Genomic DNA, 13,301 nt, shown 5'->3' with positions numbered 1-13,301 from the left:
CTTATGACAGCAATGACTTCATTGAAGTCACGAATTCAGGGGCGCGTCAAAGCCGGTTTTTGAAAAGGTTTTTATTCTTCATGTAAGCCATAAAACCAGAATAAAAAACCACAAAGCATTACATGAGTGATATTACCTCACGGAGTGAGAATTTTTGCGATTCGGGACTGCTGGGGTTTTATAAAGGAGTTAAAAACGACGTATGGAACTGATAATACGAACGCCACTCGCAGCAGCGGCATTTTATGACACAAATCTGGCTGATAAGGGAAATTGACAGCCATCAGCCATGAGGATATAGATTTAATGAGGAACGGATCCGCGGTGTTTATCTAACAGCACACTCAGATTGAGCTACGATTATCAATGGACGTGCGAAATATTAAGAAAAGGTTGTGAATCAAACACTCTGTAGCGTCCATAACTGAATGAGGGTGCGGCTTATGACAACAGTGACCCAGAAGCAAAAAACTGAGGACAAACGTCTCAGCGACGGACCGGACTGGACGTTTGATTTATTGCAGACCTATCTTGCGGAGATCGACCGGGTAGCCAAGTCTTATCGGCTTGAAACCTATCCCCATCAGATCGAAATCATCACCTCGGAACAAATGATGGATGCCTACTCCAGCATTGGCATGCCGATTAACTACACTCACTGGTCGTTCGGTAAGAAATTCATTGAAACCGAGCAACTCTATAAACACGGGCAGCAGGGTCTGGCGTATGAAATCGTCATCAACTCTAATCCGTGTATCGCCTATCTGATGGAAGAAAATACCATCACGATGCAGGCGCTGGTCATGGCGCATGCCTGTTACGGCCACAACTCTTTCTTTAAAAATAATTACCTGTTTAAAAGCTGGACAGATGCCAGCTCAATCGTCGATTACCTGCTGTTTGCCAAACGTTATATCAGTGAGTGTGAAGAACGCTACGGGGTCGATGAGGTCGAACGACTGCTGGACTCCTGCCATGCGCTGATGAACTACGGCGTCGATCGTTATAAACGTCCGCAAAAAATCTCTCTGCAGGAGGAACTGGCGCGGCAGAAAAGCCGCGAGGAATATCTGCAAAGCCAAGTGAACTCGTTGTGGAAAACGTTGCCGCGTAAAGACAGCGTTGATGCGCCTGAACAGGCGCGGCGCTTCCCTTCTGAGCCGCAGGAAAACCTGCTGTATTTCATGGAAAAAAATGCGCCTCTGCTCGAATCCTGGCAGCGGGAAATTTTGCGTATCGTCCGTAAAATCAGCCAGTATTTTTATCCGCAGAAACAGACTCAGGTGATGAATGAAGGCTGGGCGACGTTCTGGCACTACACCATTCTCAATCATCTTTATGATGAAGGAAAAGTCACCGACCGTTTCATTCTCGAGTTCCTGCACAGCCATACCAATGTGGTGTATCAGCCGCCTTATAACAGCCCGTATTACAGCGGGATCAACCCTTATGCACTTGGCTTTGCGATGATGCAGGATATCAAACGTATCTGTCAGGAGCCGACGGAAGAGGATCGTTACTGGTTCCCGGATATCGCGGGGTCGGACTGGCTGGAAACGCTGCATTTTGCAATGCGTGATTTCAAAGATGAAAGCTTTATCAGCCAGTTCCTTTCGCCGAAGGTGATGCGCGACTTCAAGTTATTTACCGTACTGGACGACGACCATAATAACTATCTGGAAATCGCGGCGATTCACAATGAAGAGGGCTATCGTGCCATTCGTCAGGAATTGTCGGCACAGTACAATCTGAGTAATCACGAGCCAAACATTCAGGTCTGGAATGTCGATTTACGCGGCGATCGCTCGCTGACGCTGCGTTATATCCCGCAAGATCGCGCGCCGCTGGATAAAAGCCGCCGTGAAGTGATGAAACATGTTCATCGTCTGTGGGGCTTCGATGTCTTTATCGAGCAGCTTAACGAAGACGGCAGCGTTGAATTACTCGAACGCTGTCCGCCGCGTCCGACACCGCTGTAAAACCTCATTTTCAGGCATTAAAAAAGGGCGCCAAGCGCCCTTTTCTTATTGTTACTTCCCGAAATCATTCGAAATTTATCATCGCGGCAACTGAATGACAAATCGGTCGGGAACCGATTTGAACAGCGCTTGCGCTGGCCCGAAGGGTAAACCTCAGGGATAAGGCCCATAATCCCCGGAAGCATACATGAGTATGTGACCGGGGTTCATGAAGGCAGCCAACGATGAGACAGTTCGAAGGATGAAGGGAATTAACGGTGTTTTTTTTCTGTCAGGTCACCGGGCATCGCGCTCTGCATGCTGTGCCAGATTTCACCACTCTGACGACCGTAGTTACGAACGCAATCAACAATCTGCTCGTAGCTTTTTTCGTGGCAGATGTCAGACAGCTTTTTATAGAAATTGATCGCCAGTTTACGTGCTTCTGGATTGGAGAAGTAATAGCGTCCGACGCGGGTATATAATCCGCGTAACCCGTTAATGATCAGACCGTAAATCGGGTTACCGGACGCAAACGCCAGACCACGGAAAATACCGTAATCGAGCGCCGTAAAGGCTTCGGCATGATCTTCAACTTCCGCCGCTTTAGCCAGTACCTGCTGAGTTTCTTCCGGATTGCTGCGCATCGCTTTACGGATAAAAATCGTCGCAATATTGGTGCGGACAGACAGCAAATTATCGATGAGCTGCGGCACGCTTTCATGATCAAGACGCGCCAGAGTTTCCAGAATATTCAGACCCGACGTTTCCCAAAAATTGTTCACTTTGGTCGGTTTTCCATGCTGAATCGTCAACCAGCCATCCCGGGCAAGCCGCTGTAACACCTCACGCAATGTGGTTCGGGTCACGCCAATGAGTTCTGAAAGTTCTCTCTCAGCAGGCAAAATTGAACCCGGAGGGAAGCGGCTGTTCCAGATACTTTCGATGATATACTCTTCGGCAAAACCGGCAGGACTTTGTGCCTTAATAACCATGTGTTTGTCGTTCCGTGTGGGGCTTTTTTCAGGGATATAATTCAGCTCATCATACCAGATGAAAAACGCCTGTTATAGCGGTCAGTCAGAACAAATGTTGAAACTGTGCAGGGGTTTGCAGAATTTCAAATTTCTTAATGACTTATGTGAGAGCCCTTTCCGGTAGAAAATCTCAGTCAGACTATTACACTGACCTATACTTTTGATACAACTAAAAATTACAGACAAAGGAGATCTGGGGAATATGGAAACAAGCTACAGTCGCGCATTTATAAAAAACTTTTTGGGGCAGTCTCCTGACTGGTACAAAATTACCATTCTGGCTTTTTTGATTATTAACCCGTTGATTTTCTTTCTGGTCAGTCCGTTTTTAGCCGGATGGTTACTGGTCATCGAGTTCATTTTTACGCTGGGTATGGCGCTCAAATGCTACCCGCTTCAGCCTGGTGGTCTGCTTGCTATTGAGGCCGTCATGATCGGCATGACCAGTGCAGAGCGTATCCGCGAAGAGATTTCTGCCAATCTGGAAGTTATCCTGCTGCTGATTTTTATGGTGGCGGGCATCTACTTTATGAAGCAACTGTTGCTGACCGTATTTACCAAGCTGCTGCTGAATCTCAGAAACAAAATCGCGCTGTCACTGGCCTTTTGTTTTGCTGCGGCTTTCCTTTCCGCCTTCCTCGATGCCCTGACCGTTATAGCAGTAGTGATCAGCGTTTCCGTCGGTTTCTATTCGATTTACCACAACGTCGCCTCTAATCAGAGTGAAAACACGGATGTGACCAACGACAGCGCGTTTACAGGTAATCAGCAGCATCAGGCCGTTCTGGAACAGTTTCGATCATTTTTACGCAGTCTGATGATGCATGCCGGCGTAGGTACAGCACTCGGCGGCGTGATGACCATGGTAGGCGAGCCGCAGAACCTGATCATCGCCAAAAGCGCCGACTGGCAGTTTGTCGACTTCCTGATCCGCATGTCTCCGGTCACTGTCCCGGTGTTCATCTGCGGTTTCATTGTCTGCGCGCTCGTTGAGCGTTTCCGCCTGTTTGGTTATGGCGCAAAACTGCCGCATCCGGTTTATGAAGTCCTGAAAAAATACGATCAGAAAAACAGTGAGAACATTACGAAACAAGACCGCATCAAACTGGCGGTTCAGGTCGTCATTGGTGTATGGCTGATTATCGCGCTGGCTTTCCATCTGGCAGAAGTCGGGCTGATCGGTCTTTCAGTGATTATCTTTGCCACCGCGTTTTGTGGCATCACCGATGAACATGCGATTGGTAAAGCCTTCCAGGATTCTCTGCCCTTCACCGCACTGCTGACCGTCTTTTTTGCCATCGTTGCCGTGATCGTTGAACAGCATCTGTTTACCCCAATCATTCACTTTGTGCTTCAGTCAGAGCCGTCAAACCAGCTGTCTTTGTTCTATCTGTTCAACGGTTTGCTTTCATCCGTGTCTGATAACGTTTTCGTCGGCACCGTGTATATCAACGAAGCAAAATCGGCACTGGTTAATGGCGTGATTGACCTGAAACAATTTGAACTGCTGGCGGTCGCCATCAATACCGGGACGAATCTGCCATCGGTTGCCACACCTAATGGTCAGGCGGCATTCCTGTTCCTGCTGACTTCTGCCCTCGCTCCGCTTATCCGCCTTTCATACGGCAGAATGGTGTGGATGGCGCTGCCTTACACGGTAGTTATGACGCTGGTGGGTTTGCTGTGCGTGCAGTATCTGCTGCCGGATATGACGCAGTGGTTTACGAATATGGGATGGCTGAGCATGCCACCCGCCAGTGAAGTTCTCATGCCTCACTGATAAACAGACAAAACGTCAGTAATTCTCTGGCATGGATGCAATCCAGAAAATTACCGAATTTAAAGTCGAATTGTCCGATTTATATTAATTATTTACCTATTATTTATTCTGACAGGCTGGCAGCAGGGAGCAATTGGTTTACACTGCGTACCAGTAGCTAACTGCAGGGAAAATTTTCTATGTTGCAATATCTTAACCGCTGTTCACAAGGCCGCGGTGCATGGCTTCTGATGGCTCTGACAGCTCTGATTCTTGAGCTGGTAGCGTTGTATTTTCAACACGTGATGCTTCTTAAACCTTGCGTCATGTGTATCTATGAACGCTGTGCGTTGATGGGTATTCTGGCTGCCGGGCTGGTGGGTGCGATTGCGCCCTCTACCTGGTTACGTTATGGCGGTATTCTTATCTGGATTTACAGCGCTTACGAAGGGATCCGTCTGTCATGGGAACACACCATGATCCAGCTGCATCCTTCTCCGTTTGCGACCTGCGATTTTGCTGCCCGTTTCCCGACCTGGCTGCCACTGGACAAATGGTTCCCGTGGATGTTTATTGCCAGCGGTGATTGTGCGGAAAAACAGTGGGAATTCCTGTCACTCGGTATGCCGCAGTGGCTGGTGGTTGTTTTCAGCGTGTTTATGGTCATTGCGATTCTGGTGCTGCTGGCACAGTTCGTAAAACCTAAACGCCGTGACTTGTTCGGCCGTTAATTTCAGTACATAGTATTCGTAAAGGCGCCTCAGGGCGCCTTTTCTATGACCATCAGTATCATCATGCAGGGAATGCAGACTTTTTAATCAGAATGATTTATTTGACTAATTTGGAACCTGCAATGAAAAATCTCCCTGTCGGGCTGGTCTGGATAATCTGCGTTGGAGCCTGTCTCCTTTTCTGGGTCGTGGCCGGTTTTACCTTTTACGGCTTATTCAGATAAAACCACACTGGCGGCCTGTCCGGGCGAGTGCCAGCGGTCAGGTCAGTTCCATTTATTGTGCAAAAAAAAACCTGGATTTGTAAAAACCTCAATGAGTTCTATGCTACGAGGGCAAAAAGGTTCATCAGAGGAACAGATATGGTGGTTAAAGGGTTTTCAAAGGGTTTTTTCATCGCGATTCTTTTAATCGTAACTTTGGCTTTTTTTGATGTATTGAGGCCTTATTATTCTTCCGTACTATGGGCAATTATTCTTGCGGTGATTTTCAATCCGTTGAAAAACCGGCTTAAACAATATGTCGGTGATCGCAATGGCGTCGTTTCTTTTTTAACCGTCGTGATTATTTGTCTGATTGTATTCACACCGCTGGCGATTATTACTTCTTCGCTGGCGATCGAATTCAATGCGGTTTACACCAAACTTCAGGGGAATGACTCGCAACTGCCAGCCATGCTGACCGATACCATCCACCATTTACCGCGATCGGCGAGACATTTCCTTGCGGAACATGATCTGGACAGCACGACTGAAATTCAGAAAAAGCTTTCTGATGTCGCTCTGCAGGGCAGTCAGTATCTGGCGGGCAGCGTCTTTGTCATCGGTAAGAGCACGTTCGGTTTTGTTGTCGGTTTCGGCATCATGCTGTACCTCCTGTTCTTCCTGCTTAAAGATGGCGCTTATCTGGTCAATCTGACGCTGGAAGCCCTGCCGCTTTCCCGCCACGTTAAACATCATTTGTTTATGAAGTTTGCGGCTGTATCCCGTGCGACAGTTAAAGGTACTGTGGTGGTGGCAATCGTTCAGGGTGCGCTGGGCGGGCTGGCATTTTATATCGCGGGAGTTGATGGCAGCCTTCTTTGGGGCGCGCTGATGGCATTTCTGTCAATCATTCCGGCCGTTGGCTCAGCCATTATCTGGGTACCGGCCGCCATATATTTCTTCGCTTCAGGAATGTTGTGGCAGGGGATCTTTATCGTGGTCTTCTTCGTGGTGGTGATCGGTATCGTGGATAACGTTTTACGCCCGCTTCTGGTGGGCAAAGATACCAAAATGCCGGATTACCTGATCCTTATCACCACGCTAGGTGGCATGGAAGTTTATGGCATTAATGGCTTTGTGATTGGCCCGCTGATTGCGGCATTATTTATCGCCTGCTGGAACATTCTTTCCGGACGTGACCACCGTAACAACACCGATGAGATTGACGAAGATTTCATTGAGGAAGGTAAAAATCACCCAGAGGCATGATACACAGGGCATTTTCTTTGAGTGCCCGAACCGTGCATCGTTATCTTCGGAGTGAGTTTAACGGGCGGTTGTTACAAACCGCCCAGTTTTACCAAATATTATTATGCAGTTTTGAGAACCAGGCGTAGAAATAAATGGCAACTTACACTTTCGATCTGCAGGGGTAATAAATGAAAAATATCATTTTAGGTATGATCGCAAAAATCTCCCGTATGGAAGCAGACACTAAACAGCTTACCGCTCAGGTTGAGGCGCAGTCACTTCTTCTCGGGGCTATTTTCATCACTGTCGGGAAAAATGGCGGGCCGCAGGAAATCATCGAAAGCGTCAACAAGGCCATTAACTCCGTACTCGACTCCGATGATGAAGTCGTTAAATCCGACGCCAAAATTTTGTTCGAACAGTTTCAGGCACTGATCGAGATGACGCGATTTATCGACAAAGCCGACCCGGAGCTGGATTCCGAAGCGCTGAATGCGCTGGGCGCTGTCCGGCCTGATTCGGAGATCTGAAATCAAATCCTGGTATAAAAAAGCCCTGGCATTTGCCGGGGCTTTTTCATTCCAGATGCTAAAGTATTGAAAAGCTGCTCTGCAAGGGAAGAAAAATCTGCCTTTACCCTCTTGCAGCCTCAAAGCCTCGCTTCTATGTCTTTGCTCTTATAGATTTGCTAAACTTCACATACTCACATTAGGAGATAACAATGAACCACAAGGTGTTATCAGTACACTACTTGCGCGGACTGGCAGCTTTGATGGTCGTTGCTCTGCATTATTCATATTACCTCCCCGAAAATATTGGTTATTTCTTTGGTTCAGGTAGCGTTGGTGTAGATGTTTTTTTTATTATTAGTGGTTTTATAATTACCTTCGCAACACGTAAACAGGCAGACTCCTTATATAACTTTAGCGTTAAAAGATTTTTTAGAATCTATCCTTTATTTATAATAATATGGATGGTTTCTATTTTCACTTTAAATTTAGATGCAACTTTTCCCGCTAAGTTGCAATCACTGTTTTTATTCATGAATGATTATAATGGAAGTAATGCCCCTGCTTTCGGATTCAACCTTATGGGGCCGCCTTGGACACTAACATATGAAGTTCTTTTCTACGCGATTTTCGGTATATCAATGTGCATTTCGCATAAATATAGAGCATTAATATCTGGCGCAGGCATTGTTTTAATAGTCTTTGGTTTACAATTCATTTTTAACGGCCATGTATCTTTAGCCGCCCAAACATCTGCAGATATGATTGTAAGTCGCTGGTGGCAGGTGCCTGTTAAGATTTTAAGCACGCCTATTCTCTTTGAATTTGTTGTTGGGGTGTTTTTGGCGGAGGTCTACATCAGGACAGACAATGCCAGAAATACCATATTGTCTTCGGTAGTTTTGCTTTTCGGCGTGGTTGTTTTTGCAGTATTGTTCTTCACAGGGGAAATGCGACTATTAGGGTTCAAGGGAGGGATTTGGGTTGCGCTTACTCTTTTCATTCCTTTTATCATATTCGATAAGTTACATGGATTCAAAGAATCAAAGGTTATGCTTTACCTTGGAGATATATCATATTCAATGTATATCAGTCACTTTCTTTTACTAACAACTTTAATGCATTACTACCCAAGTATTCTTGCTACACTTAATGGATATATTATATTTACGTGTTTGCTTACATCTTGCTTCATAATTGCCGCTTTACTGCATAGATTAATCGAACTCCCTGGTATTAAGTTGGGGAAAAAGTTAAGCTTAGGCAGGAACGGCACTGTGCCTGCCTCAATTTAAAAGAGGGCTATTTAAAGCCCTCCCCTAAAATCTGCTACGTCACGTACTTGTGAATTCAGGATAAAAATAATCCCCCCGCCTTCCTTGTTGTAATACACCCCAGCCAGGCAAAGAACACCATCCAGCATTTCAATAAATAATACCCTTCCAATTGAAATTTTTCATCGGCAACGATTTTTTTAATTAGTAAGGTCTTATCATTCGCAATGAGTGCTCAGTGCTCAGTGCTCAGTGCTCAGTGCTCAGTGCTGAATCATTAGGCATAGTCCTCAATTATGTAGTAACCATTTGCTCCTATGCCCGCTCCATATTTCGACTGGCCAGCAGTGCTGGCCGCACCATCATCGCCTGATACGCCTCTTACAACTCCAGCTGAGGCATAATGTGACAAACCGCCAAATGATGAGCAGGCTGCGCCGCCGGTGCTTCCAGTCTTGGTTACTTTCGTAAACGCAGCATCGATTTCATTTTGTCTAGCCATGATCATCTCAAAAATACTGTTCATGTACACATATGTGCATCATAGGGTCCTGTCATTGCCAAGGGACGGCGCGGAGAAATCTTAGTTGACTGATCTTTATGAGGAATATCTTAAATGTGAGCGTTAGTGGCTGATTTGTATAGCCGTATCGAAGCAAAACGCAATGTATTCATAAATTTATATAATGTTAACGCTTGTTATTATAATATTTTTAACTACCATTACCCCTCAACTAACGGTTAGGGTTTAAGCGGGTACAGAGTGTCCACGAATAGATTACTAGTTAAATATATGATTGTTGGCCTATTGAACACTGGGGTTACAGCATTAGTTATATTTTTCCTAATGTATGCAAAATTCAATTTGTATGCCGCAAATGCTATCGGGTATGTCGTAGGCATAATATTTAGCTTTGTCGTTAATAGCGTATTTACCTTTAATTCTAAGCTAAGCTTAGGGAAATTATCAAAGTTCGTAGCAACCTGTGGAATTGCTTACATTATAAATCTAATTCCGCTTAAATTAATTTTGTTCTTTTTTCCTGAATATACAGTTTTTGCACAGTTAGTTGGAATGGCGTTCTATACAGTTACAGGTTTTATATTAAACAGATTTTGGGTGATGAAATGAAAGACACAACCATGACGCATAGAAGTAATATCACACCTCCAAGCATGGATATCGTCGTTCCTTGCTATAATGAGAAAGAGGCATTTCCTCACTGCTTGGAAGTTTTGGGGAGTGTCTTGTGCAACCTGATGAGTGCCAAAAAGGTAAGCCCGCAAAGTAAAATTATATTTGTGGATGATGGTAGCAAGGATAACACCTGGCTTCAGATAAAAGAAGCATGTAGTAAAAATGGGTTTGTTTCCGGCGTTAAATTATCTAGAAATAGAGGGCATCAGAATGCACTCATTGCTGGCCTGTCTGAATCAAAATCGGATGTAGTAATTAGTATTGACGCTGACTTGCAAGATGACGTTCATTGTATTGAGTCCATGCTTGAGGAATATAATAAAGGCAGTGACATTGTTTACGGTGTGAGAAATGATAGGTCTACAGACAGCGTATTTAAAAGAACAACCGCTAAAATGTTCTATTCCTTGATGGAAAACATGGGCGTCAATCAGGTCTCTAATCATGCTGATTACCGACTAATGAGCAGGAACGCTGTTGATTGCCTGCTCAATTTCAAAGAGCAAAATATGTACATTAGGGGAATAGTCCCATTATTAGGCTTTACTTCATCAAAAGTTTATTATTCAAGGGACGAGCGAGTAGCTGGGGAGTCTAAATACCCTATTAAAAAGATGATATCCTTAGCTGTTGAAGGAATAACGTCACTTACAATAACACCGCTCAGAATGATATCAGCATTAGGGTTCATTACTTGCATAATATCTATTATTACTGCAATTTACGCAATAATTGAAAAGATCAATGGAAGCACAGTGGAAGGTTGGACATCAGTTATGATATCTATCATCTTCTTTGGTGGGGTCCAGTTACTTTGCCTGGGGGTTATTGGTGAGTATGTTGGGAAAATTTATATTGAGACAAAAGGGAGGCCGAGATTCTTTGTTGAGGAAAAACAGGGAGGCAATGATGAAGTTAAATAATAAAACCATCAACACTATACTTTTTTTGATATCGCTTTTTTTTATTGTTTTCATTGCTTCATATTATGTAGGGAGAGAGCATAATATCTATTATTGGGACTCTAACGGATATTGGAGATTTTGGCAGCAGTTTGGTGCCAACCTCCTTGCAGACCCTGCAGGAGCCATTTCACGACTGGTTTCCTCAATAAAAAATGATGATTATAATCTGCTTCCTGTTGCCATAACATCAGTATTTTATATTGCAGGTGGTGAAACCAGGCTGGTATATGTATTATCTTTATCCATAATGTACTTGCTTCCAGTTGCCCTGCTCTTCTCTTTGCTATTGAATAAGCTCTCAGAAGAAAATTCAGCATATTGGAAGGTGATAACGCTTGTTTTACCAGCCACATTGGTTGCTTTTTGGGCTCCAACTTTGAGGGGTTATCCTGACATATGTGGTTTGATTTTTGTGATATATGCAGTAGTGTATTCAAGCAAAACAGATCTCTCAGGTAAGCTGGACATCAGAAAAGCAATAGTTCTTGGTGCAATCTTATGGGCACCATTCCTTTTACGACGCTGGTATGCATACACTATCGTCTCTCTCTATATTTCTTTGCCAATATTAAACTATTATCTTTATAAGGTTAATGGGCATAGCTTTAATCGAATATTTAAGATTGCTGTTTTCTTCTTCATTTCTGGCGTCTCATCTGCAATACTTTCGGTATTGTTGCAATGGAACCTACTTAAAAGAGTCGTTACAACCGATTATTCATTCATCTACTCTGCTTACAAGTCAAGTGTAGAAGCATCATTCTATAATGTCCTACACGACATCGGATTATATCTACTTCCACTGTTCTTGTTGTCTATATGCCTGTCGATTTTTGGCAGAAAAAGAAAACAAGATTACTTGGTGATATTCTCTGCTTTTAATCTTGCATTCAGCTTTTTCATTTTTACAAGAACTCAATCACCTGGTTTACATCATTGCCTTCCTTTCGCCTTATGGGTGTTAATAGTTTCAGCTTTTGGGTTACAGTTTATCCTTTTGAAATTATCAAAGAATGCTTACAAACTCACCTTTGTTGCACTAATCTCAGCAACGTGTCTTATCATTAATCAGCAGTCTCTATTTAATAAGGGTGAGAATTGGGCTACAAACTATCTTCCTACAAAATACTTACCGATGCGGGTAGATAATTATAATAATTATCTTCTGTTATCATCAGACATTCAAAGTATGTTGCATGGAAACGATAAATTGACCGTTCTTTCATCAAGTAGCGTTCTGAACGATAACATGCTTAACACATTGTCTAATCTGAGGTTAAGTAAATTCATTGCCGGAATGTCTCAGGTCGACCTCAGGGATGAGTTAAATGTTCCATCGCTGATGTCTAAATATTTTATAGTTGCAGATCCAATTCAAACACATTTAATTGCTTCTGGACAGCAAGTTATAACAATTCCAGCAGAAGAGTTATTGCGAAATGAAGGTATTGGTAAGGCATTTAGAAAGGTCGGCGAAGGGTATCCTCTGGATCAAGGCGTTACTGCGTATATTTACGAAAGGACAAGGCCATTCACTCATGATGAGATGATGTCTTTCATTTCAAAATACTATGTGAGTTATCCGCAATGGAAAGGCGTGTATGACACTGGCCTATTCATACCATTCGTAACTGGATCAATTTCTCTCGGAGATGTCTGGGGCAAGCTAAGCATTGAGGATGACGGCACAATCTATGCGCACCCTGGCGAGACGCGTCCTACAACAATTTCTTGGACCTTGAATGGTGTTAAGGCATTGGCGATATCATCAGTCACGAATACTTGTGAGGGTGCTGATGGCGTTGATGTGACAATTACAGACCAATCAGGCCATGAAATTTCCACGCACGTTGAAAACAATCATTCTGCAACGATTGACATTGTAAAATTCAATAACACTCCAATATCTATGAGCATTGGTAAGCACGGTAATCCGTCTTGTGATTCTATTAAGATCGTAGGTCAAAAATAATATTACAGCCCAACCATACCCTTGAACATTATTGCTCAAGGGTATTTCATTTCTTACTGGTCTGGAGCGGAAAGCGAAGATATGCAGTCGCTGACATTGGCGTTAATCCTGCTCAGCAACACACGATATGCATTCCATAGCTTTAAGCCCCTGCTTCGTCTTCGGTTGCCATGGTAAGGCAGCACGTTAGTGCCGGGGTCAACATCGCTGTAAGTCATCTGAACTAGATACAACGGCTACATAAATTTGAGCATCGGTTACAGAGCCTGTCGGCATATTCCGAGAGGCGTATTCACCGTGCATTAGACAAAAGGTTTTGAGCTGTCTCCTGCGAGGTATGGAATGACTGTGCCGGATGGACGATATACAGTGACAAAAGCTTGTTATGGAATGAGTTGAGAGCAGTAGCCGCCAGTAAGACCATATCCACCGAGGAATTTTGAA

At 44.1% G+C, this 13,301-nt stretch carries 11 protein-coding genes; 9 read left to right on the top strand and 2 right to left on the bottom strand.

Annotated features, from left to right (window positions below):
• The first annotated feature begins 443 nt into the window (after positions 1 to 443).
• On the top strand, positions 444 to 1,979 hold the full coding sequence (locus J1778_RS02855) for a SpoVR family protein (RefSeq protein ID WP_217171896.1): 1,536 nt from the start codon (positions 444 to 446) through the stop codon (positions 1,977 to 1,979).
• A gap of 251 nt (positions 1,980 to 2,230) precedes the next feature.
• Here the strand turns inward: J1778_RS02855 and fadR are convergent, their stop codons facing one another.
• Positions 2,231 to 2,953 carry a fatty acid metabolism transcriptional regulator FadR gene (gene fadR, locus J1778_RS02850; protein ID WP_217171895.1) on the bottom strand — a complete coding sequence of 241 codons (723 nt, stop codon included), beginning with the start codon at positions 2,951 to 2,953 and terminating at the stop codon, positions 2,231 to 2,233.
• Positions 2,954 to 3,197: 244 nt separating this feature from the next.
• Here fadR and nhaB point away from each other — a divergent pair, with 244 nt between their 5' ends.
• From nhaB to J1778_RS02825, 5 genes are all read left to right on the top strand, one after another.
• Complete coding sequence (nhaB, locus tag J1778_RS02845) at positions 3,198 to 4,775, top strand: sodium/proton antiporter NhaB (RefSeq protein ID WP_217171894.1); 1,578 nt, start codon at positions 3,198 to 3,200, stop codon at positions 4,773 to 4,775.
• A 179-nt stretch (positions 4,776 to 4,954) separates the two neighbouring features.
• Positions 4,955 to 5,485 (top strand): disulfide bond formation protein DsbB, encoded by a 531-nt coding sequence (gene dsbB / locus J1778_RS02840; RefSeq protein WP_217171893.1) that lies wholly within the window; start codon positions 4,955 to 4,957, stop codon positions 5,483 to 5,485.
• Between the two features lie 362 nt (positions 5,486 to 5,847).
• On the top strand, positions 5,848 to 6,957 hold the full coding sequence (locus J1778_RS02835; protein WP_217171892.1) for an AI-2E family transporter: 1,110 nt from the start codon (positions 5,848 to 5,850) through the stop codon (positions 6,955 to 6,957).
• 170 nt (positions 6,958 to 7,127) lie between these two features.
• Positions 7,128 to 7,469 carry an anti-adapter protein IraP gene (iraP, locus tag J1778_RS02830; protein ID WP_217171891.1) on the top strand — a complete coding sequence of 114 codons (342 nt, stop codon included), beginning with the start codon at positions 7,128 to 7,130 and terminating at the stop codon, positions 7,467 to 7,469.
• Positions 7,470 to 7,660: 191 nt separating this feature from the next.
• Entirely contained in the window at positions 7,661 to 8,743 is a 1,083-nt protein-coding gene (locus tag J1778_RS02825; RefSeq protein WP_217171890.1) for an acyltransferase family protein, read from the top strand.
• Positions 8,744 to 8,999: 256 nt separating this feature from the next.
• On the opposite strand, the gene J1778_RS02820 is transcribed toward J1778_RS02825, so the two are convergent.
• The gene (locus tag J1778_RS02820; protein ID WP_217171889.1) at positions 9,000 to 9,248 is read right to left on the bottom strand and encodes a hypothetical protein; all 249 of its coding nucleotides are present in this window, start codon (positions 9,246 to 9,248) and stop codon (positions 9,000 to 9,002) included.
• 267 nt (positions 9,249 to 9,515) lie between these two features.
• Between J1778_RS02820 and J1778_RS02815 the strand changes: the two genes are divergently transcribed.
• From J1778_RS02815 to J1778_RS02805, 3 genes are read left to right on the top strand one after another with little or no spacing between them, the layout of a single operon-like run.
• Complete coding sequence (locus J1778_RS02815; RefSeq protein ID WP_217171928.1) at positions 9,516 to 9,854, top strand: GtrA family protein; 339 nt, start codon at positions 9,516 to 9,518, stop codon at positions 9,852 to 9,854.
• Positions 9,851 to 10,843, top strand: a complete 993-nt coding sequence (locus J1778_RS02810) for a glycosyltransferase family 2 protein (protein ID WP_238484538.1) — start codon at positions 9,851 to 9,853, stop codon at positions 10,841 to 10,843. Before J1778_RS02815 ends, J1778_RS02810 begins: the two co-directional genes overlap by 4 nt.
• Positions 10,827 to 12,857, top strand: a complete 2,031-nt coding sequence (locus J1778_RS02805) for a hypothetical protein (protein ID WP_217171888.1) — start codon at positions 10,827 to 10,829, stop codon at positions 12,855 to 12,857. The genes J1778_RS02810 and J1778_RS02805 overlap by 17 nt, the downstream gene beginning before the upstream one ends.
• Positions 12,858 to 13,301: the final 444 nt, after the last annotated feature.

Source organism: Rahnella bonaserana (genome assembly GCF_019049675.1).
GTDB classification, from domain to species: Bacteria; Pseudomonadota; Gammaproteobacteria; order Enterobacterales; family Enterobacteriaceae; genus Rahnella; species Rahnella bonaserana.
Note: the sequence above shows the minus strand (reverse complement) of the source record. Positions and strands in the feature narration are given on the sequence as shown.

What these genes read in the sequence shown, in the direction of transcription:
- J1778_RS02820 (WP_217171889.1), bottom strand. Translation starts at nt 9,248, where the DNA reads ATGAACAGTATTTTTGAGATGATCATGGCTAGACAAAATGAAATCGAT.
- J1778_RS02825 (WP_217171890.1), top strand. Translation starts at nt 7,661, where the DNA reads ATGAACCACAAGGTGTTATCAGTACACTACTTGCGCGGACTGGCAGCT.
- nhaB (WP_217171894.1), top strand. Translation starts at nt 3,198, where the DNA reads ATGGAAACAAGCTACAGTCGCGCATTTATAAAAAACTTTTTGGGGCAG.
- J1778_RS02855 (WP_217171896.1), top strand. Translation starts at nt 444, where the DNA reads ATGACAACAGTGACCCAGAAGCAAAAAACTGAGGACAAACGTCTCAGC.
- fadR (WP_217171895.1), bottom strand. Translation starts at nt 2,953, where the DNA reads ATGGTTATTAAGGCACAAAGTCCTGCCGGTTTTGCCGAAGAGTATATC.
- J1778_RS02835 (WP_217171892.1), top strand. Translation starts at nt 5,848, where the DNA reads ATGGTGGTTAAAGGGTTTTCAAAGGGTTTTTTCATCGCGATTCTTTTA.
- dsbB (WP_217171893.1), top strand. Translation starts at nt 4,955, where the DNA reads ATGTTGCAATATCTTAACCGCTGTTCACAAGGCCGCGGTGCATGGCTT.
- iraP (WP_217171891.1), top strand. Translation starts at nt 7,128, where the DNA reads ATGAAAAATATCATTTTAGGTATGATCGCAAAAATCTCCCGTATGGAA.
- J1778_RS02805 (WP_217171888.1), top strand. Translation starts at nt 10,827, where the DNA reads ATGATGAAGTTAAATAATAAAACCATCAACACTATACTTTTTTTGATA.
- J1778_RS02815 (WP_217171928.1), top strand. Translation starts at nt 9,516, where the DNA reads ATGATTGTTGGCCTATTGAACACTGGGGTTACAGCATTAGTTATATTT.
- J1778_RS02810 (WP_238484538.1), top strand. Translation starts at nt 9,851, where the DNA reads ATGAAAGACACAACCATGACGCATAGAAGTAATATCACACCTCCAAGC.